General features: G+C 38.7%; 21 protein-coding genes and 2 tRNA genes. 12 read left to right on the top strand and 11 right to left on the bottom strand.

Features of this window, described 5'->3' with window-relative positions:
- The first annotated feature begins 134 nt into the window (after positions 1 to 134).
- Positions 135 to 677 carry a YfaZ family outer membrane protein gene (locus Xsze_RS17880; protein ID WP_038235722.1) on the top strand — a complete coding sequence of 181 codons (543 nt, stop codon included), beginning with the start codon at positions 135 to 137 and terminating at the stop codon, positions 675 to 677.
- A gap of 62 nt (positions 678 to 739) precedes the next feature.
- Here Xsze_RS17880 and tyrP read toward each other — a convergent pair whose 3' ends face one another.
- The 4 genes from tyrP to Xsze_RS17865 all read right to left on the bottom strand — a co-directional run bounded on the left by tyrP (position 740) and on the right by Xsze_RS17865 (position 2,693).
- Positions 740 to 1,936 carry a tyrosine transporter TyrP gene (gene tyrP, locus Xsze_RS17875; RefSeq protein ID WP_038235724.1) on the bottom strand — a complete coding sequence of 399 codons (1,197 nt, stop codon included), beginning with the start codon at positions 1,934 to 1,936 and terminating at the stop codon, positions 740 to 742.
- Between the two features lie 297 nt (positions 1,937 to 2,233).
- Entirely contained in the window at positions 2,234 to 2,410 is a 177-nt protein-coding gene (locus tag Xsze_RS22250) for a hypothetical protein (protein ID WP_156935868.1), read from the bottom strand.
- A gap of 113 nt (positions 2,411 to 2,523) precedes the next feature.
- A tRNA-Thr gene (locus tag Xsze_RS17870) sits at positions 2,524 to 2,599 on the bottom strand.
- A gap of 6 nt (positions 2,600 to 2,605) precedes the next feature.
- Positions 2,606 to 2,693, bottom strand: a tRNA-Ser gene (locus Xsze_RS17865).
- Positions 2,694 to 2,903: 210 nt separating this feature from the next.
- Here Xsze_RS17865 and rcsD point away from each other — a divergent pair.
- Both rcsD and rcsB read left to right on the top strand, forming a co-directional pair.
- A complete protein-coding gene (gene rcsD / locus Xsze_RS17860) occupies positions 2,904 to 5,633 on the top strand; it encodes a phosphotransferase RcsD (RefSeq protein WP_038235726.1) in 2,730 nt (909 codons plus the stop codon).
- Between the two features lies 1 nt (position 5,634).
- Positions 5,635 to 6,279, top strand: coding sequence for a response regulator transcription factor RcsB (gene rcsB, locus Xsze_RS17855; protein WP_038235727.1), 645 nt, complete (start codon positions 5,635 to 5,637; stop codon positions 6,277 to 6,279).
- Between the two features lie 85 nt (positions 6,280 to 6,364).
- Here the strand turns inward: rcsB and rcsC are convergent, their stop codons facing one another.
- Together rcsC and gyrA are read right to left on the bottom strand one after the other, a co-directional pair.
- Complete coding sequence (gene rcsC / locus Xsze_RS17850; protein WP_071991753.1) at positions 6,365 to 9,196, bottom strand: two-component system sensor histidine kinase RcsC; 2,832 nt, start codon at positions 9,194 to 9,196, stop codon at positions 6,365 to 6,367.
- A gap of 200 nt (positions 9,197 to 9,396) precedes the next feature.
- Positions 9,397 to 12,027, bottom strand: a complete 2,631-nt coding sequence (gene gyrA / locus Xsze_RS17845; protein ID WP_038235731.1) for a DNA topoisomerase (ATP-hydrolyzing) subunit A — start codon at positions 12,025 to 12,027, stop codon at positions 9,397 to 9,399.
- A gap of 194 nt (positions 12,028 to 12,221) precedes the next feature.
- On the opposite strand from gyrA, the gene ubiG reads away from it, so the two are divergent.
- From ubiG to Xsze_RS17810, 7 genes are all read left to right on the top strand, one after another.
- Positions 12,222 to 12,956 carry a bifunctional 2-polyprenyl-6-hydroxyphenol methylase/3-demethylubiquinol 3-O-methyltransferase UbiG gene (ubiG, locus tag Xsze_RS17840; protein ID WP_038235733.1) on the top strand — a complete coding sequence of 245 codons (735 nt, stop codon included), beginning with the start codon at positions 12,222 to 12,224 and terminating at the stop codon, positions 12,954 to 12,956.
- Between the two features lie 397 nt (positions 12,957 to 13,353).
- Entirely contained in the window at positions 13,354 to 15,645 is a 2,292-nt protein-coding gene (nrdA, locus tag Xsze_RS17835) for a class 1a ribonucleoside-diphosphate reductase subunit alpha (protein ID WP_038235735.1), read from the top strand.
- A 12-nt stretch (positions 15,646 to 15,657) separates the two neighbouring features.
- Positions 15,658 to 16,788 carry a class Ia ribonucleoside-diphosphate reductase subunit beta gene (nrdB, locus tag Xsze_RS17830; RefSeq protein WP_038235737.1) on the top strand — a complete coding sequence of 377 codons (1,131 nt, stop codon included), beginning with the start codon at positions 15,658 to 15,660 and terminating at the stop codon, positions 16,786 to 16,788.
- A gap of 1 nt (position 16,789) precedes the next feature.
- The gene (yfaE, locus tag Xsze_RS17825) at positions 16,790 to 17,056 is read left to right on the top strand and encodes a class I ribonucleotide reductase maintenance protein YfaE (protein ID WP_038235739.1); all 267 of its coding nucleotides are present in this window, start codon (positions 16,790 to 16,792) and stop codon (positions 17,054 to 17,056) included.
- Between the two features lie 260 nt (positions 17,057 to 17,316).
- Entirely contained in the window at positions 17,317 to 18,075 is a 759-nt protein-coding gene (locus Xsze_RS17820) for an N-acetylmuramoyl-L-alanine amidase (protein WP_038235746.1), read from the top strand.
- A 161-nt stretch (positions 18,076 to 18,236) separates the two neighbouring features.
- Complete coding sequence (locus Xsze_RS17815) at positions 18,237 to 18,881, top strand: glutathione S-transferase family protein (protein WP_038235748.1); 645 nt, start codon at positions 18,237 to 18,239, stop codon at positions 18,879 to 18,881.
- 531 nt (positions 18,882 to 19,412) lie between these two features.
- The gene (locus Xsze_RS17810; protein ID WP_099138047.1) at positions 19,413 to 20,012 is read left to right on the top strand and encodes an Ail/Lom family outer membrane beta-barrel protein; all 600 of its coding nucleotides are present in this window, start codon (positions 19,413 to 19,415) and stop codon (positions 20,010 to 20,012) included.
- Between the two features lie 102 nt (positions 20,013 to 20,114).
- Here the strand turns inward: Xsze_RS17810 and Xsze_RS23385 are convergent, their stop codons facing one another.
- Positions 20,115 to 20,375, bottom strand: a complete 261-nt coding sequence (locus tag Xsze_RS23385) for a DUF6693 family protein (protein WP_368656205.1) — start codon at positions 20,373 to 20,375, stop codon at positions 20,115 to 20,117.
- Positions 20,359 to 20,493, bottom strand: coding sequence for a DUF6693 family protein (locus Xsze_RS23140; protein WP_280176093.1), 135 nt, complete (start codon positions 20,491 to 20,493; stop codon positions 20,359 to 20,361). Before Xsze_RS23140 ends, Xsze_RS23385 begins: the two co-directional genes overlap by 17 nt.
- 836 nt (positions 20,494 to 21,329) lie before the next feature.
- On the opposite strand from Xsze_RS23140, the gene Xsze_RS17800 reads away from it, so the two are divergent.
- Positions 21,330 to 21,764, top strand: coding sequence for a lysozyme (locus Xsze_RS17800; RefSeq protein ID WP_038235754.1), 435 nt, complete (start codon positions 21,330 to 21,332; stop codon positions 21,762 to 21,764).
- A 159-nt stretch (positions 21,765 to 21,923) separates the two neighbouring features.
- Here the strand turns inward: Xsze_RS17800 and Xsze_RS17795 are convergent, their stop codons facing one another.
- Together Xsze_RS17795 and Xsze_RS17790 are read right to left on the bottom strand one after the other, a co-directional pair.
- Positions 21,924 to 22,322: a VOC family protein gene (locus Xsze_RS17795; protein ID WP_038235755.1), complete on the bottom strand. Its 399-nt coding sequence runs from the start codon at positions 22,320 to 22,322 to the stop codon at positions 21,924 to 21,926.
- A gap of 242 nt (positions 22,323 to 22,564) precedes the next feature.
- A complete protein-coding gene (locus tag Xsze_RS17790; protein WP_038235757.1) occupies positions 22,565 to 23,158 on the bottom strand; it encodes a lytic polysaccharide monooxygenase in 594 nt (197 codons plus the stop codon).
- Between the two features lie 635 nt (positions 23,159 to 23,793).
- Between Xsze_RS17790 and Xsze_RS17785 the strand changes: the two genes are divergently transcribed.
- Positions 23,794 to 23,976: a hypothetical protein gene (locus Xsze_RS17785; RefSeq protein WP_038235759.1), complete on the top strand. Its 183-nt coding sequence runs from the start codon at positions 23,794 to 23,796 to the stop codon at positions 23,974 to 23,976.
- Between the two features lie 543 nt (positions 23,977 to 24,519).
- Here Xsze_RS17785 and Xsze_RS17780 read toward each other — a convergent pair.
- Positions 24,520 to 25,779 (bottom strand): NupC/NupG family nucleoside CNT transporter, encoded by a 1,260-nt coding sequence (locus tag Xsze_RS17780; RefSeq protein WP_038235764.1) that lies wholly within the window; start codon positions 25,777 to 25,779, stop codon positions 24,520 to 24,522.
- Between the last annotated feature and the right edge of the window lie 115 nt (positions 25,780 to 25,894).

Raw genomic sequence — 25,894 nt, 5'->3', positions numbered from 1 at the left:
ATATAGATGTTTCATTGCATCTGTTACCTGTGTCGCCATAGGGTTTGCAGTACAATAACTCAGACCGTAATGATTTTAGGTTCGTCATGATTTGAGATCATAGTGATATTCACCCATTTGAAAGGGATAAGAGTATGAAAGGTTTTATTGCTGTCAGCGTAGCCAGTTTGCTCTTTGTAACGGGCACAGCAAATGCGATTTCTGTCGACGCGCAAGTAGGCAAGCACAATACAAGCACATCCGTGGGAATTGGTGATAAAGACGCGGGGTTATCCTTCAGTGGGAATTGGACCCGTAGTGATCATCATGGTCAAACCGGCAGTCTGGGTACGTCGTTTGGTGTTCCCATCGGGCCATTAACGGCAATGATTGGTGGCAAAGCACTTTATCTGTCTCCCAAAGAGGGAAAAGATGGTGCAGCACTCGCTGCCGGTGCCGGTCTTAGCTGGGCGGTAACACCCTCCCTGTCCCTGTATGGTGAGGCTTATGGCGCTCCATCAGGGTTAACAACAAGAGTAGATTCTTATACTGAGGCGGCAGGGGGAGTTCGTTATACATTTTTCAAGCCCCTGAATATCAACGCGGGTTATCGCATCATTGATATAAAAGGGAAGGGCGATCACCAGAGCAATAAAGTTTCCGATGGTTTTTATGTTGGTGCGGGTGTGAGTTTTTAATAACGGATTGACCAAGATTATCCGCACTCATGCTGGTGCGGATAATCTTAAACAAATATCAATTATCCTACTTTCGGCAAGATACCTGTCACGATGCAGATCTGAATGGCGATAACTGCAATTCCGCATAGGAAGACAAAGATTAAGGCAGGTTTCCCTCCTTTGACACGATACCCTCCCTTATTTTCTGCGCGGCAGCGCCAAACAAGAAGACAAGGTAACAAGAGTGCCAGAATGGAAAGGGCAACAGCGGCAAATGTCAGGGCCATGACAAAATTAGGGTAATACAGGGAGCAAAGTAATGGCGGAACGAAAGTCATTAATCCTGTCTGTAAACGCCCTTTGGCATTGTTGCTGCGTTTTAAAAGGTCAGCAAGGTAATCAAATAACCCTAAAGAAACGCCAAGAAATGAAGTGGCTATCGCAAGGTGAACAGTGAATTCTACACCGGGTACAGTCACAACTTCCCTTATCGCCAATAATAAGCCGTTAAGGCCAGGATTCTGGGAAATTATATTGATAAAACTATTGGAGGAAGATGCCGCACCGAGAGTGGCGGTTTGCCACAAAATATAGACAACAAGTGGGATAGCACTCCCAATAACAAACACCTTACGTAGTTTTTTTGTCTCTCCTCCCATGTAGCGAATAATGCTGGGTATACTTCCATGGAAGCCAAACGAAGTAAAAATGACAGGGATGGCGGATAAAATCAGCCCCTGTTCCACAGGCATTGTCATCAGGTTGACTTTATCTACATGCGGGATCATAACGTTCAGCATGATCGCCAGAAAAATAATTTTTGCGGTAAATAAGAACCGATTGATTAAATCAACAGAACGGGTACTGATACAGACAATCCCGCCGACAAATATGGTGAAAGCAATAATCGATGAAGAAAGGGAAACCGGCCTATTAAACCATGAAGAAAGGTTTATGGATAATAATTCACCTAATCCACTGATATAAGCGGTAGTTAGTGCATACAGCAGAAATAACATACCAAAACTTGTTAACCATTGCCCCGGATTACCAAGATAACGTTTCGCAATCGTTCCAAGCCCGGAATCGGTTTGGTTATGTTGATATACTTCTACCAACAAAAGGGCGGTATAGCTCATCAATCCCCATAAGAAAATCAACATAGTTATGGTTGTGCTAAAACCGACTCCGACTGACGCCAATGGCATTGCCAGCATTCCTGCTCCGATCGTCGTTCCAGCGACAATAAAAATACTGCCAATAGTGCGATTTTTCACGCGATCCTCGTTTTTAATTATGTTGAAAAATAGTTATATGAACAGCAGGTTAAATGATTGATTTATAGCTGTCAAATCTGTAATACATCAGGTGTAAATCAAACTTTACTATTTTCTTGGTTGTTTATTTATCTGTGTTTCAATCTACGGACGAAAATATTTAATGGCACAGGTATGCTGGCTGTTTGGTTTCCCGGTCTTTTTCAATACCGTTTAAACAAGGTAGTCAGTGGCATCATGTAATTGATAAGGTAAAAGGCAGGCCAATAAGCAGGCCAATAAGCCATCTTTAAAGGCTTATCGAAGGATGATCTGGTTGGCACTGACGATATATTGGTCTGCAATTGCCAACCGTACTGAATTAGCGTCATCAATACGCCCAGAACAAACTAAATCAAGGAAGGCATCATGGGGAGTGCTGACGATACGTTTGCTGCGTTTCAAAGGAGAAATCTGCCGGAGCATGCACAGCAAATGATGTTCCATTTTAAGATGGTGTCACAAATATGTCACACAGACCGTTTGGTATCGTGGAAATGCAAAAAGAAAAAACCCGTTATCTTTTTGAGAGATAACGGGTTCTTATATGGTGCCGGCTACCGGAATCGAACTGGTGACCTACTGATTACAAGTCAGTTGCTCTACCAACTGAGCTAAGCCGGCGAAATTTGGCGGAAGGATAGAGATTCGAACTCTAGGATGGTTTCCCATCGGCGGTTTTCAAGACCGCTGCCTTCGACCGCTCGGCCATCCTTCCATGGCGCGAGATTATGCCTATATCGCTTTGATGTGTCTAGCCCTTTAGTGAAAAAAATTGTGTTTTTTTACTGTTTGCTCATTCTTCGAACTATTGTGGCCTTTTTATTATCTAACCTGCTAGTATTAAGCAGATACACTGGCTTATTTATCTACACAGTGATGTTATATTAATCAAGATATATTCCTACTAAAGGTTACTATCCAAATAATGTATAAACAACCACCTATCAAGCCATCCGCCATTCCTCGTTTTTACACGTTATTTGTCACTTTGCTTTTTATGTCTCTATTTTTATTCGGGTATAACTATTTTGATATTTGGCTGATGGAGAAAAAATATGCTATCAGTAGTGTAACAGCAAAAATGAGATTGCAGATTAATGAGTATCGGTATCATGCAAATCGTATCTTTGAGCAATCTAATACTTTGCCAATCTCCTCTCAGGAGACAACATCATTGCTGAAAATACGCTCTGATGTCTACTGGCTGGAAAATCACAATCAAACTATCGATACTATTATTTTGGGGCAGTATAACGACACCAGTTTGCAACTTGCTAAAAGCCTTTCCAATTATATGGAAATTCTCTGGGGAGCGAGCAGTGAATACTTATCCATATATTATCTCAATGGGCGGGACAATAATTTATTATTGGTAACGACTCACCCGTTTTTAAAACCGGAAATGAGGCTCAAGGAAAGTTACCTAACGTTAACACCTGAGGCTAAGCGTACTGAAATGTTGGAACAATCAATTACATTAGAGGAGAAGGAAAGCCTTTCACGCATTCATATGTTACGTGGAGAAAATATTTATTTCTATAGCTACAAAGCCGCATTTTATGCAACAGGGCAAGTAACCACGATTATTGCGTTTGATCTACCTATCAATAATCTTTTATCAGTTGATATGTTACCTGCAAATTTCCGTCTGAATCCAGCCAGCTTATACGATATTGATGATTCGAATAAAGTTGAGGTTTCATTGAATGGTTTTTGGCTGGAATTCTCTCAGCCACTTAATATCCTACCGTATAAATTGACATATCAGGTTCCTCTGAAAGCCCTTATTGTTGATTTATTATTCAGAAATGTCTGGCTTCTTCTGTCAATATTACTGTTCTGTTTGTTTTCTTTAAGTGGATTATTCTATATTCGCCGGCGATATATTGCACCAAATGAATCCATGGATCATGATATGAAAATAAAGGATTCTCTGAATAGTGACATAATATCGAATATACCTATCGGTTTGCTGGTCTATGATTTTGAATCAAACCAAATGATAATGAGCAACAAAATTGCAGAACAGTTGATACCCTATCTGGATTTAAATAAAGTCAAGGCAATGGCGAAACAACATCATGGGATCATTCAGACATCTATTGATGATGTGATTTATGAAGTGAAAATGCATAGCAACAGTTTCTTACCGGAAACTTATCTATTTTTGTTGCAAGACAAAGATCAGGAGGTTATGGCTAATAAGAGACTGCAACTTGCCCATCGGGAATATGATAAGAATATTCAAGCCAGACGCTCAATGCTGTCAAATATTAACGAGGAAATCAAATATCCTATTGAAGGACTAAATGAGGTTGCTATTCAGTTAAAGCAGATATCACAAGACGAAAATGAGCATAAACTATTGGATAAATTATTGTCTCAATCAGGTTTTGTTATTGAATGGGTAAAAAATATTTCCTTGCTCAATGAATTAGAGTCAGATGTTTGGCAACCTGTGAATGAGGCTTTTTCACTATCCTCACGGTTGGAAGATATTTTGAATGATTCTTTACCAACGTTAAATGCAAAGGGATTGCGGCTTTATTACCATTTCAATATTTCTCATGAGTCTTTATTCATTGGTGATGGTGCCGCGTTAAGTAAAATAGTTAAATTGCTATTTAATTATGCGATGACAACCACCAGTTATGGGAAAATATCGCTGATAATTAATAGTTCCGGTAAATATGATAGCCAGATTAAGATAGATCTGATGGATAGTGGTTCAGGCTTAAGCGAAAGAGATTTGAACAGTTTGAATTACCCATTTTTGAATAAGGTGGTAGAAGATAAATATTCTACCCATTCTGATATGACATTTTATTTATGTAATCAGTTATGTAAAAAAATGGGAGGAAGCCTTAAAATCAAAAGTAAATTGGGATTAGGTACACATTATAGCATCAACCTGCCTTTGTCGCAGGTCAGTGATGGCATTGATGAAACACCTCAGCTACTGGAAGGGATTACTGTCTTAATGGATATCAATAATCCCGAGGTCAGAAAAATCATTTATACTTGTCTCAATAATTATGGAGCGGCATGTTTTGATAAAAGTAAAGATAACGTTACAGGTGAATACGATATTATCCTTACGGATAAACAAAGCAAAGAGGAAAAGCCAACACTGTTATTAGTGGATCATTTACCAGGATTCAAAAAGGTAAAACCGGGTTTGGTTCAATGTAATTACAACTTTGTTCATGCTGTTATCAATGCAATATCACTTCTGATTGAAGAAAATTTCAGTTTAGAGGAACCCGGAGAGGTTACTGAAATATCTGAACCAGAAAGTACGTCAATAAAGGACACTGATCTTATTTATGATACTGATAGTAATAATATCTGCGATATTATCAAAAATTATCATAATCAGCTGGTAGACAGTGATTATAGAAAATTATTCATAGAGACAGTACCTATGGATATAACTAAACTGTATACTGATATGGAACGACATGATTTTTTATTACTTTCGCAAACGGTACACCGCCTTAAGGGTGCGTTTGCTATGTTAGATTTAAAATTTCTCAGATCATCATGTGAGGCGTTGGAAAAACACATAGCAGACAATAATGAAGTAGAAATCGAAAATAGCATCAGCCTCATTGATTCCTTTGTCACAAAGCTGTTGCAGCAAGGTAACCAATAATATGAATAACCTTAATGTCATTATTGCCGATGACCATCCCATCGTTTTGTTTGGCATCCGCAAATCTCTCGAACAAATTGAGTGGGTGAATGTAGTCGGTGAGTTTGAGAATTCAACTACACTCATTAATAGTTTGCCACATATAGAAGCAGATGTTCTTATAACGGATTTATCAATGCCGGGGGATAAATATGGAGATGGGATCACCTTAATTAAATATATTAAGCGGCATTATCCGTCATTGGCAATTATTGTTCTGACAATGAACAATAATCCAGCTATTTTAAGCGCAATACTTGAACTTGATATTGAGGGAGTTGTTTTAAAACAAGGAGCACCAACTGATTTACCTAAAGCACTTTCTGCTTTGCAGAAAGGTAAACAATTCACACCAGAAAGTGTTTCCAAGTTACTAGAAAAAATGAATGCCAATGGTTATGGAGATAAAAGATTATCTCCGAAGGAGAGTGAGGTTTTACGCTTATTCGCCGAAGGTCTTCTTGTGACAGATATTGCCAAGAAACTTAATCGCAGCATTAAGACTATTAGTAGCCAAAAAAAATCAGCCATGTTAAAGCTGGGAGTAGATAACGATATTGCACTGCTTAATTATTTATCTTCTGTCACTATTGATAAAGAAATTTGAAAAGAGCTATTGGACATCTTGCTTAATAAAAAATCGGTAGCATGAGTTGCCGATTTTATTATCATTATTTTGAATTTAATCATTGTCAGACATTGATATACTGTATTAATTCTTCTTTTAATACAGCCAGTGAGACTGGTTTTGATAAACAGCTATTCATTCCTGCACTGGTACAACGTTGCTTTTCTTCTGCCAATGCATTGGCAGTAATGCCGATAATGGGTTTGGTGCAACCTTGGTTTCTCAGATATTGAGTTAACTCATAACCGTCCATATTGGGCATATTGACGTCTGTAAGAATAATATCAATCGAATTATTTTTCAGGTGCTCTATAGCATCAAAGCCATCATTCACCATAGATGTTGTGAATCCGATAGCGTTTAATTGTTCAACTAGCAAGTGTCGATTAATGGGGTGATCGTCAACGACTAATACTTTCACTGCACTCAGCCGGGTATCCGCTTGTGCGGTTTGGTTTGAAACGGGAACTGCTGGCAATAAATTATGCTCTGTGAGCAGGTTATCCAATAAACCATACAGTTCACTTAATTCATAGGTATTATACAACCAATAATTTTCTTTGATTTTTATTGGTGGGCCTATATGTTTTTCTGATATTTCTATGCAGTGATGAGCAACAATATTCAATTCATCTGATTGATTTGTGATTAATAATTCAACATCATCTGTTTCTTCTCCATTATAGAGGGCGACCTGAAACTGTTTTTGTGACAAAAAGTGATATAAATATTTTTCCAGAAAACCATTGCGGATAGCCAGAAGAACCTTTTTTTGAGCTCGCTGTTCAGGAATAGATTCCTCATGAAATTTCACGCCATACAGTGGCAGGCGAATAGAAAAGATACTACCGATATTATTTTGTGAAATAAATTCAATATCACCATCCATCAGATTGGTGAGTTTCTCACAAATCGCCAGGCCTAGCCCTGTGCCTTGTGAAGAGAATTGTTTGTTAGCACTGATTTGAAAAAATGGTTCAAATAACTGAAGTTGTAATTTTTCTTCAATTCCAACGCCTGTATCTTTGATGCTGGTATACAAATAGCCGTGTCTTAATGTCATTTCAATGATGATACAGCCTGATGAGGTAAACTTGATTGCATTGTTGAGTAAGTTAGAGACAATCTGCTGCAATCTGATCGGATCATTGTAAATGATATCGGGAATATCGGGATCAATATAGCAGTATAAATACAGGCCTTTTTTAGTCATCAGCGGAAGATAATTTGAAATAACATGGGAAATGACTTCCTTGCAATTAAAATCTTTGGGTTCGATTTTTAACTGATTGGATTCTATTTTAGAAAAATCGAGAATATCACTGATGATTTTCAGCAATAGCGATGATGAATTGTTCATTGTTGACAACAATCGCATGGAGTTCGGTGGTAATGGATGAGATTGCATTAGCTCCAGATTGCCAATAATGCCATATAGTGGTGTTCTCAGCTCATGGCTGACTGTTGCAAGAAACATTGATTTTGCCTGATTGGCTTGTTCTGCTGCTGATGCCATTTCTTGTAACGATGTTTCCATTTTTACACGAGTGCTGACATCAATTAATACACAGATTGCAACTTCTTCATTGCGATATCGCGAGTGTACAAAACTGATTTGCAAGTGGTTGTTATTACTGGTAACGACATCGATATAACTACTTGTCTTATCACAAATGATGTCAATGATACGTTTTTGGTCATCATATGACAGCATTCGGATATAATTATGGGCTAATTCATTACTAAGAATATTAACACCATCACTGACCCTTAGAATACAGATCCCTACGGGGGCAGAGGCAACAATCTTATGATTAAACTGTTCATGCTCTTCCAATTGCACTGCATTATCTTCTGCGGGAGAAAACATTCTTCGTTCAAAAAGCCAAACAAAAAAGATAATAAAAATCGCAGAAAGAGTATTCAATATGGCACTGTAAATAATATCAACTCTGATTGATTCATAAACATATCTAAGTGGTACCGAGAGGGCAATGTACACATCAGACGGCACCATACGTCGTACCGCTACTATAGAGGTAAAGTTTTCGTCATAACCAAACTCAATGAGTTTTAAGCTGGAATTTGTAAATGCAGGTTTATCATCCGTTATTGCTGGGTATTGTAGTTCAATCTGTTGATGTTCGTTTAATAACATGACTGTCATAGGCATATTCTTTCTTTTCAGTAGAAGGTCCATTCGAATAGGTTTTTCTACCCCAATTGCCCCTATCATTTTTCCGTTAACGATGATGGGCATGAAGGAATAAAACCAGCCTGATTCAGCTTTTGCTTTGAGGTTGGGTAAGAGCCAATATACAGTCTGTGCTCCTCCCTGGTCTTTCATGCTAAGCAACTTTCGAATGTTTACGTAAATCGATTTTCGTAAAACATTTGGCTCCACTGCTGTGTTATTGGAGGAAAAATACATCATGCACATGCTTTGTATATCAACAAAGAATGTTTTGTTTATTTCGGTTACAGCAACAATATTGTTCTTCCAGAACGAAACTAATTGATCAAGTGAATCTAAATTATGATGAGAGTTTTCACGCAAAAGTTCACAATTTGAATTTGAGTTCAGAGGGATATATGAGAAAGGGGGGTTATTGTATTTTTTGGCAATTATTATCTCTTTTTCATATCCCGGCGATAAATATTTCTCTGTTATATACTTAATATCCCGGAGAGAGGCGAGCATATTTCTCATAAAATCATTTGCTACATTATAGTCTAAATTATATTCATCACTAATATTTGCTTTGGTTGTATTAAAAAGATTATATAGATAAAAACTGGTTAGTAAGGCGCCGAGTGCCCATATCATAAAACCAAGCACCCGAAAAAGGTAACGGGATATCTTTAATGACGTTCGGAAAGAAGATAGATATCTCAAGAGATCGCCTGATGAAAAACGTGATTAATAATAACTATTGACAGCATATACTAGTGTAGCAGGAATACAAAGTGGCATTTGTTTATTACAAATTCTTCGTCAATAAATCGTCCAAAAAAAGCAGGCACTTTAATGCCTGCTTTGTTGTAAATAAGGATAAATCTCATTTATCTTAAAACATTAAGGAAAATGAATGCCCCTTAATTTTCTGAATTATCGTTTCCTTCTACAGAAGGAACTTCTGTATTGTCATCTTCGTCGTCATCAGGTTCTGCCACTCGCTGCAAACCAACAACTTTTTCATCTTCAGCTGTGCGTATCAGAGTGACACCCTGAGTATTACGACCAACAACACTGACTTCGGAAACTCGGGTTCTTACCAAGGTTCCTGCATCAGTGATCATCATGATCTGATCAGTTGTTTCTACTTGAATTGCACCAATGACGTTGCCGTTACGCTCACTGACTTTAATGGAGATGACGCCTTGAGTTGCACGAGATTTTCTTGGGTATTCATCTTCGGCAGTACGTTTGCCATAACCATTTTCGGTGACTGTCAGAATCTCTCCTTTGCCACGGGGAATGATCAGAGAAACAACTTTATCGCCTTCATTGAGTTTGATACCGCGGACACCTGTTGCGGTACGTCCCATCGCGCGAACACCTTTCACACGAACAGTACCATCTTCCAGTGTTTCTTCCTCTTCTTCAAGGAAGCGAACAACTTTACCCTGTGCAGAAAACAGCATGACTTCATTGCTGCCATCAGTCAGGTCAACACCAATCAGCTCATCGCCATCATTCAGATTGACGGCGATAATACCGGCACTGCGTGGACGGCTGAACTCGCTGAGTTTAGTTTTCTTGACGATACCACTTGCTGTTGCCATGAAAATGTTTAACCCATCTTCATATTCACGTACAGGCAGAATGGCGGTAATTCGTTCGCTCTGATCCAATGGCAATAAATTGACAATTGGACGACCACGGGCACCACGGCTTGCTTCCGGCAATTGATATACTTTCATCCAGTACATCTTGCCCTTATTGGAGAAACAAAGAATGGTATCGTGGGTATTGGCTACCAACAGACGCTCAATAAAGTCTTCTTCCTTGGTACGTGCGGCTGATTTCCCTTTGCCGCCACGGCGCTGCGCTTCGTAGTCAGACAATGGCTGGTATTTGACATACCCCTGATGGGATAGCGTCACCACGACGTCTTCCTGATTGATCAGATCTTCAATATTGATGTCTGCTGAATTTTCGGTCAGCTCAGTCCGACGCGCATCATTATATTGTTCTTTGATGGCCTGCAATTCTTCTCGAATAACTTCCATCAAACGTTCCGGGCTTTCCAGAATGAACAGTAACTCGGCAATAACTTTGAGCAACTCACGATATTCATCGAGCAGCTTTTCATGTTCCAGGCCTGTCAATTTTTGCAGGCGCAGATCCAGGATCGCTTGTGCCTGTTGTTCAGTCAGGTAATATTTACCGTCACGAATACCAAATTCTGGTTCAAGCCATTCAGGGCGAGCGGCATTGTCACCAGCTTGTTCCAGCATGGCGGCAACATTACCCAGTTCCCATGGCTGGGAAATCAGCCCTGCTTTAGCTTCAGCAGGCGTGGAAGCGCGGCGGATCAATTCAATGACAGGATCGATATTTGCCAACGCAACCGCCAGTGCTTCAAGAATATGGGCACGTTCGCGGGCTTTGCGCAGTTCAAAGATCGTCCGGCGCGTGACAACTTCGCGGCGATGACAAACAAACGCAGACAGAATATCTTTCAGATTAAGTAACTTAGGTTGTCCTTGATGGAGGGCAACCATATTGATGCCAAATGAAACCTGTAATTGAGTCAATGAATACAAGTTATTCAGGACTACTTCGCCGACGGCATCACGTTTAATTTCGATAACGATGCGCATTCCATCTTTATCGGATTCATCCCTCAATGCACTGATCCCTTCAATGCGTTTTTCTTTTACCAGCTCAGCGATTTTTTCGATCAGGCGGGCTTTGTTAACCTGATAAGGGATTTCATTGACGATAATGGTTTCCCGGCCATTTTTTTCGTCAGTTTCAACTTCCGCACGTGCCCGGATATAAATTTTACCACGGCCAGTACGATAAGCTTCTTGAATACCACGACGACCATTGATGATGGCAGCCGTAGGAAAATCAGGGCCAGGGATATATTCCATCAAGCCTTCAATACTGATGTTTTCATCATCAATATAAGCCAGACAACCATCAATCACCTCAGACAAGTTATGAGGCGGGATGTTGGTTGCCATACCTACCGCGATCCCTGATGAACCATTCACCAGTAAATTAGGGATGCGGGTCGGCATGACCTCAGGAATTTGCTCTGTACCATCATAGTTAGGTACAAAGTCAACAGTTTCTTTTTCCAAGTCTGCCAGCAATTCATGGGCAATCTTTGACATGCGTACTTCGGTATAACGCATGGCAGCTGCTGAATCGCCATCTACTGACCCAAAGTTCCCCTGACCGTCAACCAGCATATAGCGCATGGAAAATGGCTGCGCCAGACGAACAATCGTATCATAAACAGCGCTGTCGCCGTGCGGATGGTATTTACCGATAACATCCCCGACAACACGGGCAGATTTTTTATAGGGTTTATTCCAATCATTTCCCAATACATTCATCGCGAAAAGTACTCGGCGGTGTACTGGCTTCAGTCCATCTCGAACATCTGGCAGTGCGCGTCCAACAATAACGGACATCGCATAATCCAGATACGAGCTTTTCAGCTCTTCTTCGATATTGACCGGTGTGATTTCTCTGGCAATGTCGCTCATGGAGCCACTGTCCCTCATACTCCGAATTCAAAGGCTTAGAATTATACCACAAATTGACAGTTTTATAAAAACTCGATGCGGGTATTTCAAGATTAAGGCATGTATAATAGTTTTCTATCACACATCCTCATAATACTGTTGCATTTTCTTTGAAGCAGTTTTCTGTGAAACAGTTCCTAGGAGCAATATCGCTGATGAACGTCAAAACGCCCGACTCAAACATTTCTTCCCACGCCAATGTGGATCAGCAGGAAATCGAAAAATTTGAAGCCGTCGCTTCCCGTTGGTGGGATCTGGACGGTGAATTTAAACCACTGCACCGCATTAATCCGCTGCGTTTGAATTACATTCTGCAACGTGCAGATGGCCTTTTTGGCAAAAAAGTGCTGGATGTCGGGTGTGGAGGAGGCATCCTGTCAGAAAGTATGGCGAATGAAGGCGCAGATGTGACAGGGTTGGATATGGGCTTTGAGCCTTTGCAAGTTGCTCGCTTGCATGCCCTTGAGTCAGGCATTTCTGTTTCTTATGTTCAGGAAACGGTAGAAAGCCATGCTGAGCAGAACCCGCACGCCTATGATGTCGTGACCTGCATGGAGATGCTTGAACATGTGCCGGACCCTGAATCGGTGGTGCGCGCTTGTGCAAAATTAGTCAAACCCGGGGGGCATGTTTTCTTTTCAACGATTAACCGTAACCGGAAAGCGTGGTTGATGGCAGTGGTTGGTGCGGAATACATCCTGAAGATGGTGCCGAAGGGAACACATGACGCGAAAAAATTTATTCGTCCTTCTGAATTGATTAACTGGATTGATCAAACTCCGTTAAAAGAGCAACATATTATAGGGTTACATTACAATCCGTTAACAGATAAATTCCGGCTTGGACACAATGTAGACGTGAACTACATGTTACATACTCACTCAGCCTGAAAGTCGTCACTAAAGGATTAATAAAGCGGCAACTAGATATTATTTTTAAGATTTTATTTTCCTGTTTTGTCGATAGCCTCGTGAAACTAACATCAAGTAACTACGCAGGTTATCGGCTTTTTGGCAAAATTAATCCTCAAGTTATCCACAAAACTACCCTGATTTGTACACTTGATAAAACGCGAAATTAACATTATCTTGTTATTACCGTTTTAATTACCCCCTATATATTGTGTTTCTTGTCATCCTGTAGTAACAACGTAATAACGAAATGTAGTGATGAATAGCAATGGAGTTCCCAACAGGACTTGAGCCATGGTGGGAGTATTGTGCTGTCAAGAGGCCAAGAAAAAAATATTATAGGCGGGATACGAAAAGAGAGAAGGTGTATTTCCCCATGAACCAGAGTCTGCTAGTTACCAAACGTGATGGACATAAAGAACAAATTGATCTTGATAAAATTCACCGAGTTGTCACTTGGGCTGCTGAAGGTCTGAAAAATGTCTCTGTATCACAAGTAGAACTGCGTTCCCAGATTCAATTTTATGATGGCATCAAAACATCCGATATTCATGAAACCATGATCAAAGCCGCCGCAGATCTCATCTCCGGAGATGCGCCTGATTATCAATATCTGGCAGCACGTCTGGCGATCTTCAACCTGCGTAAAAAAGCTTATGGTCAGTTTGAGCCACCTGCCCTTTATGATCATGTTGCGAAGATGGTCGATTTAGGTAAATACGACAAACATTTGCTGGAAGACTATTCCAAAGAAGAATTCGAGCAAATGGACAGTTTTATTAACCACTTGCGCGATATGGATTTTTCCTATGCAGCGGTTAAGCAGCTGGAAGGGAAATATTTGGTACAAAACCGTGTTACTGGTAAAATTTACGAAAGTGCCCAATTTCTCTATATGTTGGTTGCTGCGTGCTTGTTTTCCACTTATCCGAAAGCAACACGTCTGGATTACATCCGTCGTTTCTATGATGCGGTTTCCACCTTCAAAATTTCATTGCCAACGCCAATCATGGCGGGGGTGCGTACGCCAACCCGTCAATTCAGTTCCTGTGTACTGATTGAATGTGGTGATAGCCTGGATTCTATCAATGCAACATCCAGTGCCATTGTGAAATATGTTTCTCAACGCGCTGGCATTGGTGTAAATGCAGGCCGCATCCGTGCATTGGGTAGCCCGATCCGTGGTGGGGAAGCGTTCCATACAGGTTGTATTCCATTCTACAAACATTTCCAGACAGCGGTGAAATCTTGCTCTCAGGGAGGGGTTCGTGGAGGTGCTGCAACATTGTTCTATCCATTGTGGCATTTGGAAGTTGAGAGCCTGTTGGTACTGAAAAATAACCGTGGTGTTGAAGGCAACCGCGTTCGTCACATGGATTACGGCGTACAAATTAACAAATTGATGTATGAGCGCTTGATCAAAGGCGAAGAGATCTCTCTTTTCAGCCCATCTGACGTTCCCGGACTGTATGATGCATTCTTTGCAGATCAGGATGAATTTGAGCGTTTGTACACTCGGTATGAAAATGACAACAATATTCGTAAAGAACGAATTAAAGCTGTTGAACTGTTTTCATTGATGATGCAGGAACGAGCTTCAACGGGCCGTATTTACATTCAAAATGTTGACCACTGTAATACTCATAGCCCGTTTGATCCTGCTATTGCGCCTGTTCGCCAATCGAACCTTTGTCTGGAAATTGCACTGCCAACGAAGCCACTGAACAATATTAACGATGAAAATGGTGAAATTGCGCTGTGTACACTGTCTGCGTTCAATTTAGGTGCGATTGAAAACCTGACTGAATTAGAAGAATTGGCAGATTTGGCTGTTCGTGCGCTGGATTCTTTGTTGGATTACCAGGATTACCCGATTATTGCGGCAAAACAGGGTTCAATGGGGCGTCGTACTTTGGGTATCGGTGTCATTAATTTTGCCTATTATCTGGCGAGACATGGTGTGCGTTATTCTGATGGAAGCGCCAATAACCTGACTCACAAGACATTCGAAGCCATCCAGTATTACCTGCTGAAAGCTTCAAATAAATTGGCGAAAGAGCAGGGAGCTTGTCCGTGGTTTAGCGAAACGACTTATTCACAAGGTCTTCTGCCAATTGACACTTATAAAAAGACATTGGATACGCTGACCAGTGAACCTCTGCATATGGATTGGGAAACTTTGCGCCGTGACATTAAACAATATGGCCTGCGTAACTCAACGTTGTCTGCACTGATGCCGTCAGAGACATCTTCGCAGATCTCAAACGCGACGAATGGTATTGAGCCACCACGTGGTTATATCAGTGTGAAAGCATCAAAAGACGGTATCCTGCGCCAAGTTGTACCTGATTATGATTTACTGAAAGGTGCTTATGAGTTGTTGTGGCAAATGCCAAGCAATGATGGGTATCTACAGCTGGTAGGGATCATGCAGAAATTCATCGATCAATCAATTTCTGCCAATACCAATTATGATCCGGCACGTTTCCCTAATGGCAAGGTTCCAATGAACCAATTGCTGAAAGATTTACTGCTTGCTTACAAATATGGCGTGAAGACACTGTATTACCACAACACCCGTGATGGGGCAGAAGATGTTCAGGGTGATTTGGAAGAAGTCGTTGAGTCTGCTGACTCCGATTGTGAAGGCGGCGCGTGTAAGATTTAATTAGAGGAAACTATGTCCTATACCACTTTTTCGCAAGTAAAAAATGATCAGTTGCAAGAGCCAATGTTTTTTGGTCAATCTGTTAACGTGGCTCGTTTCGATCAGCAAAAATACCCTATTTTTGAAAAACTGATTGAAAAACAACTTTCCTTTTTCTGGCGCCCAGAAGAAGTAGACGTTTCTCGTGATCGCATTGACTACAATGCATTGCCAGATCACGAAAAACATATTTTCATCAGCAACCTGAAATATCAGACGCTGTTGGATTCTATCCAAGGCCGTAGCCCGAATGTGGCGTTACTGCCGCTGATTTCCATTCCAGAATTGGAAACATGGGTTGAAACGTGGTCGTTCTCTGAAACGATCCACTCACGTTCTTACACACATATTATCCGCAATATCGTCAATGATCCTGCTGTGGTGTTTGATGATATCGTGGAGAACGAACAGATACTGAAACGCGCTAAAGATATCTCCGCGTATTATGACGATCTGATCGAAATGACCAACTACTATCATCTGTTGGGTGAAGGGACGCACGAGGTTGCAGGAAAAACAGTCAATGTTGACCTGCGCGGGCTGAAAAAACAACTTTACCTGTGTTTGATGAGCGTGAACGCGCTGGAAGCGATCCGTTTTTACGTTAGTTTTGCATGTTCATTTGCTTTTGCTGAACGTGAGCTAATGGAAGGAAACGCTAAAATCATCAAATTGATTGCTCGTGATGAAGCCCTGCATCTGACAGGAACTCAACACATGCTGAATCTGTTGCGTTCGGGTCAGGATGATCCTGAAATGGCGGAAATTGCCAAAGAGTGTGAACAGCAGTGTTATGACTTGTTCGTTCAGGCGGCAGAGCAGGAAAAAGAGTGGGCTGATTATCTATTTAAAGACGGCTCCATGATTGGTTTGAATAAAGATATTCTGTGTCAATATGTTGAATATATTACTAATATTCGCATGCAGGCAGTTGGCTTGAAGTTACCGTTTGAAACTCGCTCTAATCCAATTCCATGGATCAATGCGTGGTTGGTTTCTGATAACGTTCAGGTGGCTCCACAGGAAGTCGAAGTCAGTTCTTATCTGGTTGGTCAGATTGATTCGGAAGTCAATACTGAGGATCTCAGCGGTTTCGAACTCTGATATGGCTGATTATAAAGTTACCCTGCCGTTAAGGCAGGGTTTATACGCTTACTACTCATCTACTCTTCACAATAACTTGCTGGAAGCTCTGGAACATGGCAAGGTTCAGCTTGAATACCAATGCAGGCAAGGATATTGCGGTTCTTGTCGTGTCCGTCTGGTAAAAGGAAAAGTGGGTTATATGAATAAACCGTTAGCCTTTGTTAATTCAGGGGAAATCTTACCTTGCAGCTGTCGTCCGCTTACGGACATAGAAATTGAAATTTAAAACTTTTTTTGTTCGTTAAAGTATTCTTGCATGACGTTCAGTAATTGCTGTCCCTTCTGTTTGTGACAGCAGTTAGTCTGGACTATTCAGGCAACATTTCTATTCTTACTGTAATCTTACTGCAATAGATATGTTACTTATCATTTCACATCTTCTTTCCATAACACACTATCTTGAAATTAAAGTAATATAAAAGTCATTATTTTCCAGTAGATTGTTTTTTATCCGAGATATGACAAGGTTTATTAAGGAGAAAAGTAATGTATAAGGTTGATTATAATTCTTACCGCTCAATTAAAAGCTTTAATCGACGTTCACGTTTTTTAGTTATGCATTATACCGCCCTGAATTTTGAAAAATCCATTCAGGCTTTGACCGGTGATTATGTTAGTGCCCATTATTTGGTTCCGAATCCAGATGATCCTACATATCAAGATGCGGGATTTAGTGAGGTTCGGATATTTAATTTAGTGGATGAGCTGGAAAGGGCTTGGCATGCAGGAGTCAGTGGTTGGTCGGGGAGGAATAGTTTAAATGACAGCTCCATTGGCATTGAAATTGTCAATGAAGCAACTGATAATCAGGGGACTCTTAGTTTCCCTCCTTACCATCCTGAACAAATTAATGCCGTTAAAGCATTAGCAATCAATATATTACAACGTTATCCCGATATTGCACCAACTCATGTTGTTGGCCATTCAGATATTGCTTGGCAAAGGAAAACAGATCCGGGTCCGGCTTTTCCATGGAAAGAGCTCTATGATGCTGGTGTTGGCGCATGGTATGACGAAGAAACAAAAATAAAATATATTGATCAGCAAATACCTGAACGTACCAAAATTTTAGAAAAATTCAAACGTTATGGATATGATATTTCAGGCGCTGAGGAAGAGGAGAATTTCCAGTTATTAGTTAAAGCATTTCAAATGCACTTTCGCCAGAAATGCTATGATGGCATTCTTGATATAGAAACCGTTTCTATTTTACAAGCATTAGTTGAAAAATATTTTCCTGAATAATATTAAATTAATTATTATCAGTATTTCATTTTTTATAGTTTTATATTTATGATGAAATGATAAATGGAAAATTAAAAAAAACTGATATTTCGCCATAGTTACGGAAATAATTTATTTTTAATCATTATTTATCTTTAATCATTATAGAAAGGAGAAATTAAATGATCACTGTGTGGGGAAGAAAAACATCATCTAATGTTCAAGCCTTGATGTGGTGTATTGGTGAATTAAGCCTTCCTTTTACTCGTTATGATATTGGGCATAAATACGGAGGCAATGATACTTCTGAATTTTTATCTATGAACCCGAATGGGAAAGTTCCCGTAATCAAAGATGGCGATGGTGAACCCATTTGGGAGACGGGGGCGACTTTACGTTATCTTGCTAACCGATATGCAAAATCATCGCCTTTTTGGCCGGAAGATTTAGAAACCAGAACGCATATAGATAAATGGGCTGAATGGTCTAAAATAAACGTTGCGCTTAATTTTACCGTACCTATATTTTGGCAAATGGTGCGCACTGTGCCGCAACACCAAAATCAACTTGAAATAGAAAAGGCAATAAATAACTTAAATAATATATTAGATATTGCTGAAACTCAGCTCAGGAAACATCAATTTATTGCTGGTGATCACTTCACGTTAGCTGATATACAGTTTGGTCATACACTGTATCGATATTTCGATCTAAAAATTAACCATCCGAAACATTCAGCATTAATTAAATATTATAACGAATTAACTGAAAGGCCTGCGTTTAAAGAGCATGTCATGATTTCTTATGAAGAGCTGAGGGTAATTTAATGACAATAAGTTGTCCTTTATTGATACTTTATTCATTAATATAGAGAATCGTATCTAACCTTAACTGATGACCTTATAGCAAAGTCATTAGTTAAGGTTTTAATTAATATTTAATATATTACCAGGGTAATAAATAGTTAATTTTTATATTGGATTATTTCCCAATATCTCATTCATTAAAATAATAATATGTCATGTTGGCATTCATTGTTTTTATTTTTGTCTAAATGTTGCCTCCGGGAGTTTTTTGGATTTTTTTTTAGGATGTATCTTAAATTTCAAAACGATGATCTTTATTCTAATTTCTTGAAAATAATAATTTTATTTTGTTATTTTATATTATCAGTTATCTGCGGGTAATGTCCATTTAAGTTAAAAGTGAATAAATTACATTGTAATTTGTTGAATTTAAATGAATAAGTAATAATTTTCCTGTTTTTTTTGTGTAGTTGAAGTATTAATGTGATTCTTGTATATTTTGAACCCTTTCCTGACAGGGCACATATATTAAATATAACAGAGAGTATTTCTATGAAAAAAACATTCTTGGCGACCGTTATTTTTGCGGGATTATCCGTATTGGCTTTCAATGCTAGTGCTAGCAATACAAGTAGTACAAGCAATAATAGTAAAAATACTATTTCTTTGGGATATGCTCATAGTAATTTATCTTTCAATGCTTCTGATTTCGGAAGTAATGAAGCAAAAGAGTATTTTGAAAAAGAATTCGGTAAAAGCCTTCAAGGGTTAAATTTAAAATATCGCTATGAATTCAATGATGAGTTTGGTGTTATCAGTTCATTGACTTATACCCAATATGATTTTAGTTATGATTACTATGGTGTGGAAAAAAGTAGAATAAAATGGAGTAATACCTCTTTGATGGCGGGGCCAAGCTACCGTTTTAATGAATACATTAGTGCATACGGATTGATCGGGGCTAATTATGGTAAAGTGTCTCACTCCAGTGGTGATGATAAAAGCAGCTATAATGATACTTCTTTGTCTTATGGGATTGGTTTACAGTTTAATCCGACTCAAAGCTGGGTCATTGATACCTCTTATTCACACGCCAAATTGAAAGGCACTAAAATCGGAACCTGGGTTTTTGGTGTTGGATACCGTTTCTAAGATATTACGGATTGTTTTTAAATATCAAAATTAAACGTTATTTTAGCCTGAATCTTCTATCTGATAGGATTCAGGCTTTTAAATCACGGTATTTGTTGCCTTTCAAATTGTCACCACACGAGTATGATTAATACAATGAGCTGTTATTTTATAAAGGAAAACAAAATATAAAAAACCAAATGTAACAAACGATAGAATGGCCCAAATGATAATGTAACCTATCATATTCGTTGAGTTGATTTTACAGTTTAATTTACCTATGACACTCCCATTATTCTGGTCGATAACATGCGTTTTGTTAATAATGAATTGAGTCATGTAGTATGGGAAAATTGGTATGGGAAAACTAGTATGGGAAAACAAAAGCGCCTAAACCTAATGTAAGGGCAATGATTGCCAGCCAGATAATCAGGTGTGGAATGGTTTTAAAGACACTTGGTTCTGATTTTAACTTCAGATTGCGAAAATCTATCGAATTCATACAGCTCACCAATCGTAAAAATTAATGTTAATAACTAATCTTGTTAATGTATTCAGCGGTGTTCATGAAGACAACGTCATCTATTTTGCTTGTCAATGTGTTAGGTAAATTTATTTCAATATCATTGGTAAAAACCACCGTCTTTAGACGGTGACTTTGACTTTAATTTTTTGACCTATGCGCGTTTACGAGGTGCGTGGTTCGACGACTTTCAGTCGTCGGCACCGAAGTGCGCTAACCCACCTACTTCAGTAGGTGGTAGTTAAGTGAGTGCTTATTGTTTATATTTACTGTGGATGTTCGAATCAGGACAACAATGACGCTTTCAGGATAGAGGGTATTTAATAACGGGATGTTAATAATAGGATGGAATATAAAATATTCACATGGGAATGAGGGTGAAGAAACAAAAAAGCCAGTTCCACATTGAACTGGCTCACTTATGCATTCACGTACTTACATAAAGCGAGTTGCTGACAAACGAATAACAACGTGGTGTACGTTTGAGAAGAAAGATTTTACAGATTTCATGACGGCTTCCTTTAAGGGTATAAATTGTGATTTACTTCACGAAAATCTAAATTCTGAGGGGCATTTTATGCTCAAAACAAAAAGAATCAAGGTGTTTATTAAATTATTTTTTTAAAAATTAAAAAAAATTTGCAATTAAATTTAATTTATTGATATTTAAAGATATTTTGTTATCACCTTGATGTGTTAGCGATGTCACTAAGGCTCACGGTAATCTTCACTGATTTTTTGTCTATAATTCATTCACTATCTGTTTTTTCAACGAAATTTAATCTGTTGCTCAAATGAGTTGTGGAGAGAATTGAATGGTAATCAGTGAGAATGGTATTAATGAAATTAAAACCTACGAAGGTTTGAAACTGAAAGCATACCCAGATCCTGCCACAGGAGCAGCACCATGGACTATTGGTTATGGTCACACAAAAGGAGTCAAACCTGGGCAGGTTATCACAGCACAACAAGCAGAGATATTTTTACATCAAGATTTGAATCCTATTTATGGTGCCATTCAACGGTTGATCAAAGTCCCATTGACACAAGGGCAGTTCGATGCTTTATGTTCATTTATTTTTAATGTTGGGATCAGCAATTTTATGAATTCAACGTTATTGAGAAAATTGAACTCAGGAGATTATCAAAGGGCGGCAGAGGAATTTTTGAAATGGGACCGTGCTGATGGGAGAGAACTACCTGGTTTACGCGTTCGCAGGGAATCTGAACAAAAAATGTTTTTATCATGAGATATCATGCATATATAAAATAATAATAAATATTTATGTTAATAGACTATTAATGATAATTGATGATCTCTAATAGTCTTATTAAATTAATCAGTTCGTTATTTTTTATTTTTGACTGAGTGTGTAGTTTCTTAAATCAGGTTTTAATCAGAAGTTTGATCACGAAACCTTTGATTTGGTTTGCTGTAAAACAACTCGATAGCCATCAATGTCTTCGAATGTTTTTCCATTTTCATTCCAATAAGGGTTATAAGATGGAACAAGAATAAACCCGGCTGCTAGCATGGCGTCTACTTGTGATTGCCATTCGGATTTATCTTCAATATAGAATACCAATAAATTTTCTTTTGTTGGTGCTTTGCCAACAGAAGTATTTTGATGGTGAGTAAATTCCAAATGCCAGGAGTGATTGGGATGACCAAGCATAATGCCATCGAATTTATCATGATCTTTGAATTCGCCAAGTATCGATAAATTTAAACCTTTACAATACATTTCCGTAATTTCAGCAAGATGATCCGTTGGTCGGGCAATTCTGAGAATGGTTGATTTTTTCATATTGTCAAAGCCAATTAGAGAATCTGAAAAAGAGAAACGTTACCTTAAAAGTCATGAAGTTATTTAGGTAAAAGTGCTGGTAAACTACCAGCACTTTATTATAAACGATGATTCATGATTATGTTATGCATGACTGTATTAGTGACAAGGTGTGCGTTATTTGAGAAGGTTGTTTAATTTATTTTAAAACTGATGTAGCCACTAATACATTCCTGACAAAATTAAATATAATGTGAGGAATATTATTTAATATCGGCATCAATAACTTGATAGAACGCATTGTCAGTATCAGAAATTGTCCAAACACCAAGAATGACATGATAGCCTGAACGCTCTGGCACATCACAATGCAGAGTGATGGTTTGAGCGGGTTTTGCTCCGTTATCAAAACGCTCGCAGAAAGGCTTTAAATCAAATTGAGCACGGGTAAGCGGACTATTAGGATCCCAATCCGGCTTGGTAATAAAGTATTGCCATGAGGTTGTGCTATGCCGGGCGGTCAGCGTCCATGTAAAATCATTTTTACCCTTACTGACGTTGACATGATGCCAGCGAGTATTGGTTTGTTCATTGAGTTGATTAAATTGACCGACTCCAGCGCTAGCGATTTTTCCATCGGGAGGGCCGCCTTGAGGAAAACCTTTGGGGCCTTCAACCGATTGTGGTTCATACATGATTGGCCCACAATCTTTATTGAGGCGTTTGGCACATAAAAGTGCTCTGCTTGGTGGAGAGTCATTATACCCGTGAAGTGGGTTTGACTCTGCAATATTGAAAAATGGAATAGAACCGAAAGCAGTCAATCCCATTATCAGTAGTGATTTTTTAAATTTCATAGAGAGTTTCCTATTTTTTCGCGCTTGACTGTAAGATATGTAATTTTAATTATTGTTATTATGTTAATTGTATTAAATTAAATTTAACTAACTTATGATGGAAATCTATAGTGCTATTTATAACAAAACTATTTGATTATAAATTCTCAAATTATAATAGAGGTATTCTAAAAACAATTCAGAAAAAGAAAACTTTTTGTCAGATTAGAATCAAATAAATTCTATGGGGCTTAAATGCAAAAAAATACCTGCGTAGAGAGTAGAATAGGGTAAAAATAAATGAAGACGTGTATTTATTTAATGTGATGAAAGTTTCAATTATATATCACCGAGGTTGATTGAAAACATAAACTATTACATATGAATAATGCCGAGCCCTTTTCAGTCAAAAGTATGCTATTTAAATCTGAACTAATAAGTATAATCTATTGGGTTAAAATGTTATTTTTTGTAGATGTCGAACAGTTATTGAATGTTTTTAAATAAAAGAGTGAATGTTCAGCTCTTTTAGAACTGAGTGCCGTTAGATTTGGTTTTATATAAAAAATTGCATTTCCGTAGTAACTCCGATAGTGAATTGTATATAGCATCTTTCTTACCAAGAAGGCCAGGGTACTAAAGTCAGGAAAGGACACTTGAAGAACATTGCAATTTTGATTAATCCTCAAGTAGTTCGCATATTCTCTGTTGAATTTCCCTGTGACCGAATTGCCAATCTCAAAACTTGTGATCTTAAGCCACAGGCTTTTGAAGCGGCAGAAAATAGGTTCCCGCTCTTCAAGCAAGCAGAAAATGTTCATCTATTTCAAGTTGATTAAAAAATAATCTTTGATGTTTTGGGATGTGTGACATATTATATCTGATAAATCTTTTCCTTAAGAAGGAGGCATGAAAATGTTTTGGTTATTTTTTACTGGAATTCTCCCTATAATAATTTCATTCATGGCATGTAGTTATTGTGCTGATGATAACAATGACATTAATAACTAAAAAAACTAATGTAATCGTATAGTTAGGTTACAGGCTAACAATGATATTTGAAAAATTGTTGTTAGCTTTGTTATTTAGTTCAAGTATTTTGCCTTTGAAGTCAGATCAGGATGATTGTGAATTCTCTTCTCTCACTGAACAAACCCTATCAATTAGGAATATTCTTGGATTAATTGAAATCGACTAAAGCCAAGTCTCTTTTTATACTATCTAAGCAGTATTGTTTTAATAAAGTCAGTAATAATAAGGAAGACAGAATTTTAGAGGCATTGTGATGAAAGAGGTGCTGATTAGCATTATTTTGAAAAACGTCCTTGTTTTTCTTCTAGGCTAATCAACTATCTGATTGCTACTTGCTTTTTGAACATAAGCTATGCTCCCGATAAGCTAATGAACAATCCTGCAATAGTTGCACTCATGAGATTAGAGAGCGTGGCTGCCAGCAATGCCCTCAATCCCAATTGTGCAATATCTGATGCTTTTTGAGGCGCAACAGCGATGAATGCTCCAACGACGACAGCAATTGATCCGAAGTTTGCAAAACTACAAAGTGCAAACGAAATTACCGCAATGGTTTTTGCATCCAATAAAATTGTCGGATCTTTTAAGAAAACAGAAAAGTTTTTATAGGCAACAAACTCATTAATTGCCAGTTTCTGGCCGATCAGGCTGCCAACCAGTTCTGTTTGCTCTCCACTCACGCCCATCAGATAGGCTAACGGTGAAAACAGATAACCAAATAGCCGCTCCAAACTTATTCCTGTCAGGCCAAACAGATGACCAATACTTCCGATAATGCCATTGATCATTGCAATGATTGCAATGAAAGCCATAACAACGGCACCGACAGCAACGGCAATTTTTAATCCCAGCATCGCGCCGTTAGCGGCCGCTTCAATGATGCTGGTAGGGCGCTTTTCACTAAATGAAATGTGGTCAAATTGGACTTGAGAAGGCTCAGTGGCAGGGCTCAGCAAACGTGCAAATAAAATACCACCAGGAATTGCCATCAGTGATGCAGCTAAAAGATATTCGACGGGAACACCTAATCCGGCATAGCCGATTAACATAGAGCCAGCAAGAGAAGCCATGCCACTACACATGACGGTAAATAACTCATTACGGTTCATTTTGCTGATAAAGGGCTTTAGGATCGCAGGAAGCTCATTTTGCCCCAAAAATATGGTAGTCACCGCCGCGAATGACTCTATTTTACTGATGCGCATCGTTTTCTGAAAAATATATGCCAGGATATGAATTATCCATTTCATTACCCCGAGGTAATAGAGAACCGCAATGAGCGCGGTCACAAAAATAATGGCGGGGAGGACCTGAAATGCGAAAACGAAACCGTCGTCACCGAACAGTACATTCATTTTATCGCCAACTAAGCCTGCAAAGATGAACGAGCTTCCTGCCCCACTGTAAGACAGTATGGCACTGACACCGTTGGAAAGAGACTGGAGAAGCCATTTCCCGGCAGGGACATAGAGCATGATAGCGGCAAGGCTAATTTGTAATAATAGTGCCGCACTTATTGTTCGGAGGCTAATCATTTTTTTATTGTTTGAAAAAATATATCCAATAAAAAGCAATAAAAAAATACCCGTTATACTGCGAAGAATGTCCATTCATTTTTTCCTTCGAATTCCATCAGGAACATGACTGTTCATCTGTGGATCAAGATTATAAATACATCACTGGAAAATAGTGATTCAGTTTACTTTTGTATTGCATATTGCGTAG

It is taken from the genome of Xenorhabdus szentirmaii DSM 16338, from assembly GCF_002632585.1.
Lineage (GTDB): Bacteria > Pseudomonadota > Gammaproteobacteria > Enterobacterales > Enterobacteriaceae > Xenorhabdus > Xenorhabdus szentirmaii.
Note: the sequence above shows the minus strand (reverse complement) of the source record. Positions and strands in the feature narration are given on the sequence as shown.

What these genes read in the sequence shown, in the direction of transcription:
- Xsze_RS17880 (WP_038235722.1), top strand. Translation starts at nt 135, where the DNA reads ATGAAAGGTTTTATTGCTGTCAGCGTAGCCAGTTTGCTCTTTGTAACG.
- rcsD (WP_038235726.1), top strand. Translation starts at nt 2,904, where the DNA reads ATGTATAAACAACCACCTATCAAGCCATCCGCCATTCCTCGTTTTTAC.
- rcsB (WP_038235727.1), top strand. Translation starts at nt 5,635, where the DNA reads ATGAATAACCTTAATGTCATTATTGCCGATGACCATCCCATCGTTTTG.
- gyrA (WP_038235731.1), bottom strand. Translation starts at nt 12,027, where the DNA reads ATGAGCGACATTGCCAGAGAAATCACACCGGTCAATATCGAAGAAGAG.
- ubiG (WP_038235733.1), top strand. Translation starts at nt 12,222, where the DNA reads ATGAACGTCAAAACGCCCGACTCAAACATTTCTTCCCACGCCAATGTG.
- nrdA (WP_038235735.1), top strand. Translation starts at nt 13,354, where the DNA reads ATGAACCAGAGTCTGCTAGTTACCAAACGTGATGGACATAAAGAACAA.
- nrdB (WP_038235737.1), top strand. Translation starts at nt 15,658, where the DNA reads ATGTCCTATACCACTTTTTCGCAAGTAAAAAATGATCAGTTGCAAGAG.
- yfaE (WP_038235739.1), top strand. Translation starts at nt 16,790, where the DNA reads ATGGCTGATTATAAAGTTACCCTGCCGTTAAGGCAGGGTTTATACGCT.
- Xsze_RS17820 (WP_038235746.1), top strand. Translation starts at nt 17,317, where the DNA reads ATGTATAAGGTTGATTATAATTCTTACCGCTCAATTAAAAGCTTTAAT.
- Xsze_RS17815 (WP_038235748.1), top strand. Translation starts at nt 18,237, where the DNA reads ATGATCACTGTGTGGGGAAGAAAAACATCATCTAATGTTCAAGCCTTG.
- Xsze_RS17810 (WP_099138047.1), top strand. Translation starts at nt 19,413, where the DNA reads ATGAAAAAAACATTCTTGGCGACCGTTATTTTTGCGGGATTATCCGTA.
- Xsze_RS23140 (WP_280176093.1), bottom strand. Translation starts at nt 20,493, where the DNA reads ATGAATTCGATAGATTTTCGCAATCTGAAGTTAAAATCAGAACCAAGT.
- Xsze_RS17800 (WP_038235754.1), top strand. Translation starts at nt 21,330, where the DNA reads ATGGTAATCAGTGAGAATGGTATTAATGAAATTAAAACCTACGAAGGT.
- Xsze_RS17795 (WP_038235755.1), bottom strand. Translation starts at nt 22,322, where the DNA reads ATGAAAAAATCAACCATTCTCAGAATTGCCCGACCAACGGATCATCTT.
- Xsze_RS17790 (WP_038235757.1), bottom strand. Translation starts at nt 23,158, where the DNA reads ATGAAATTTAAAAAATCACTACTGATAATGGGATTGACTGCTTTCGGT.
- Xsze_RS17780 (WP_038235764.1), bottom strand. Translation starts at nt 25,779, where the DNA reads ATGGACATTCTTCGCAGTATAACGGGTATTTTTTTATTGCTTTTTATT.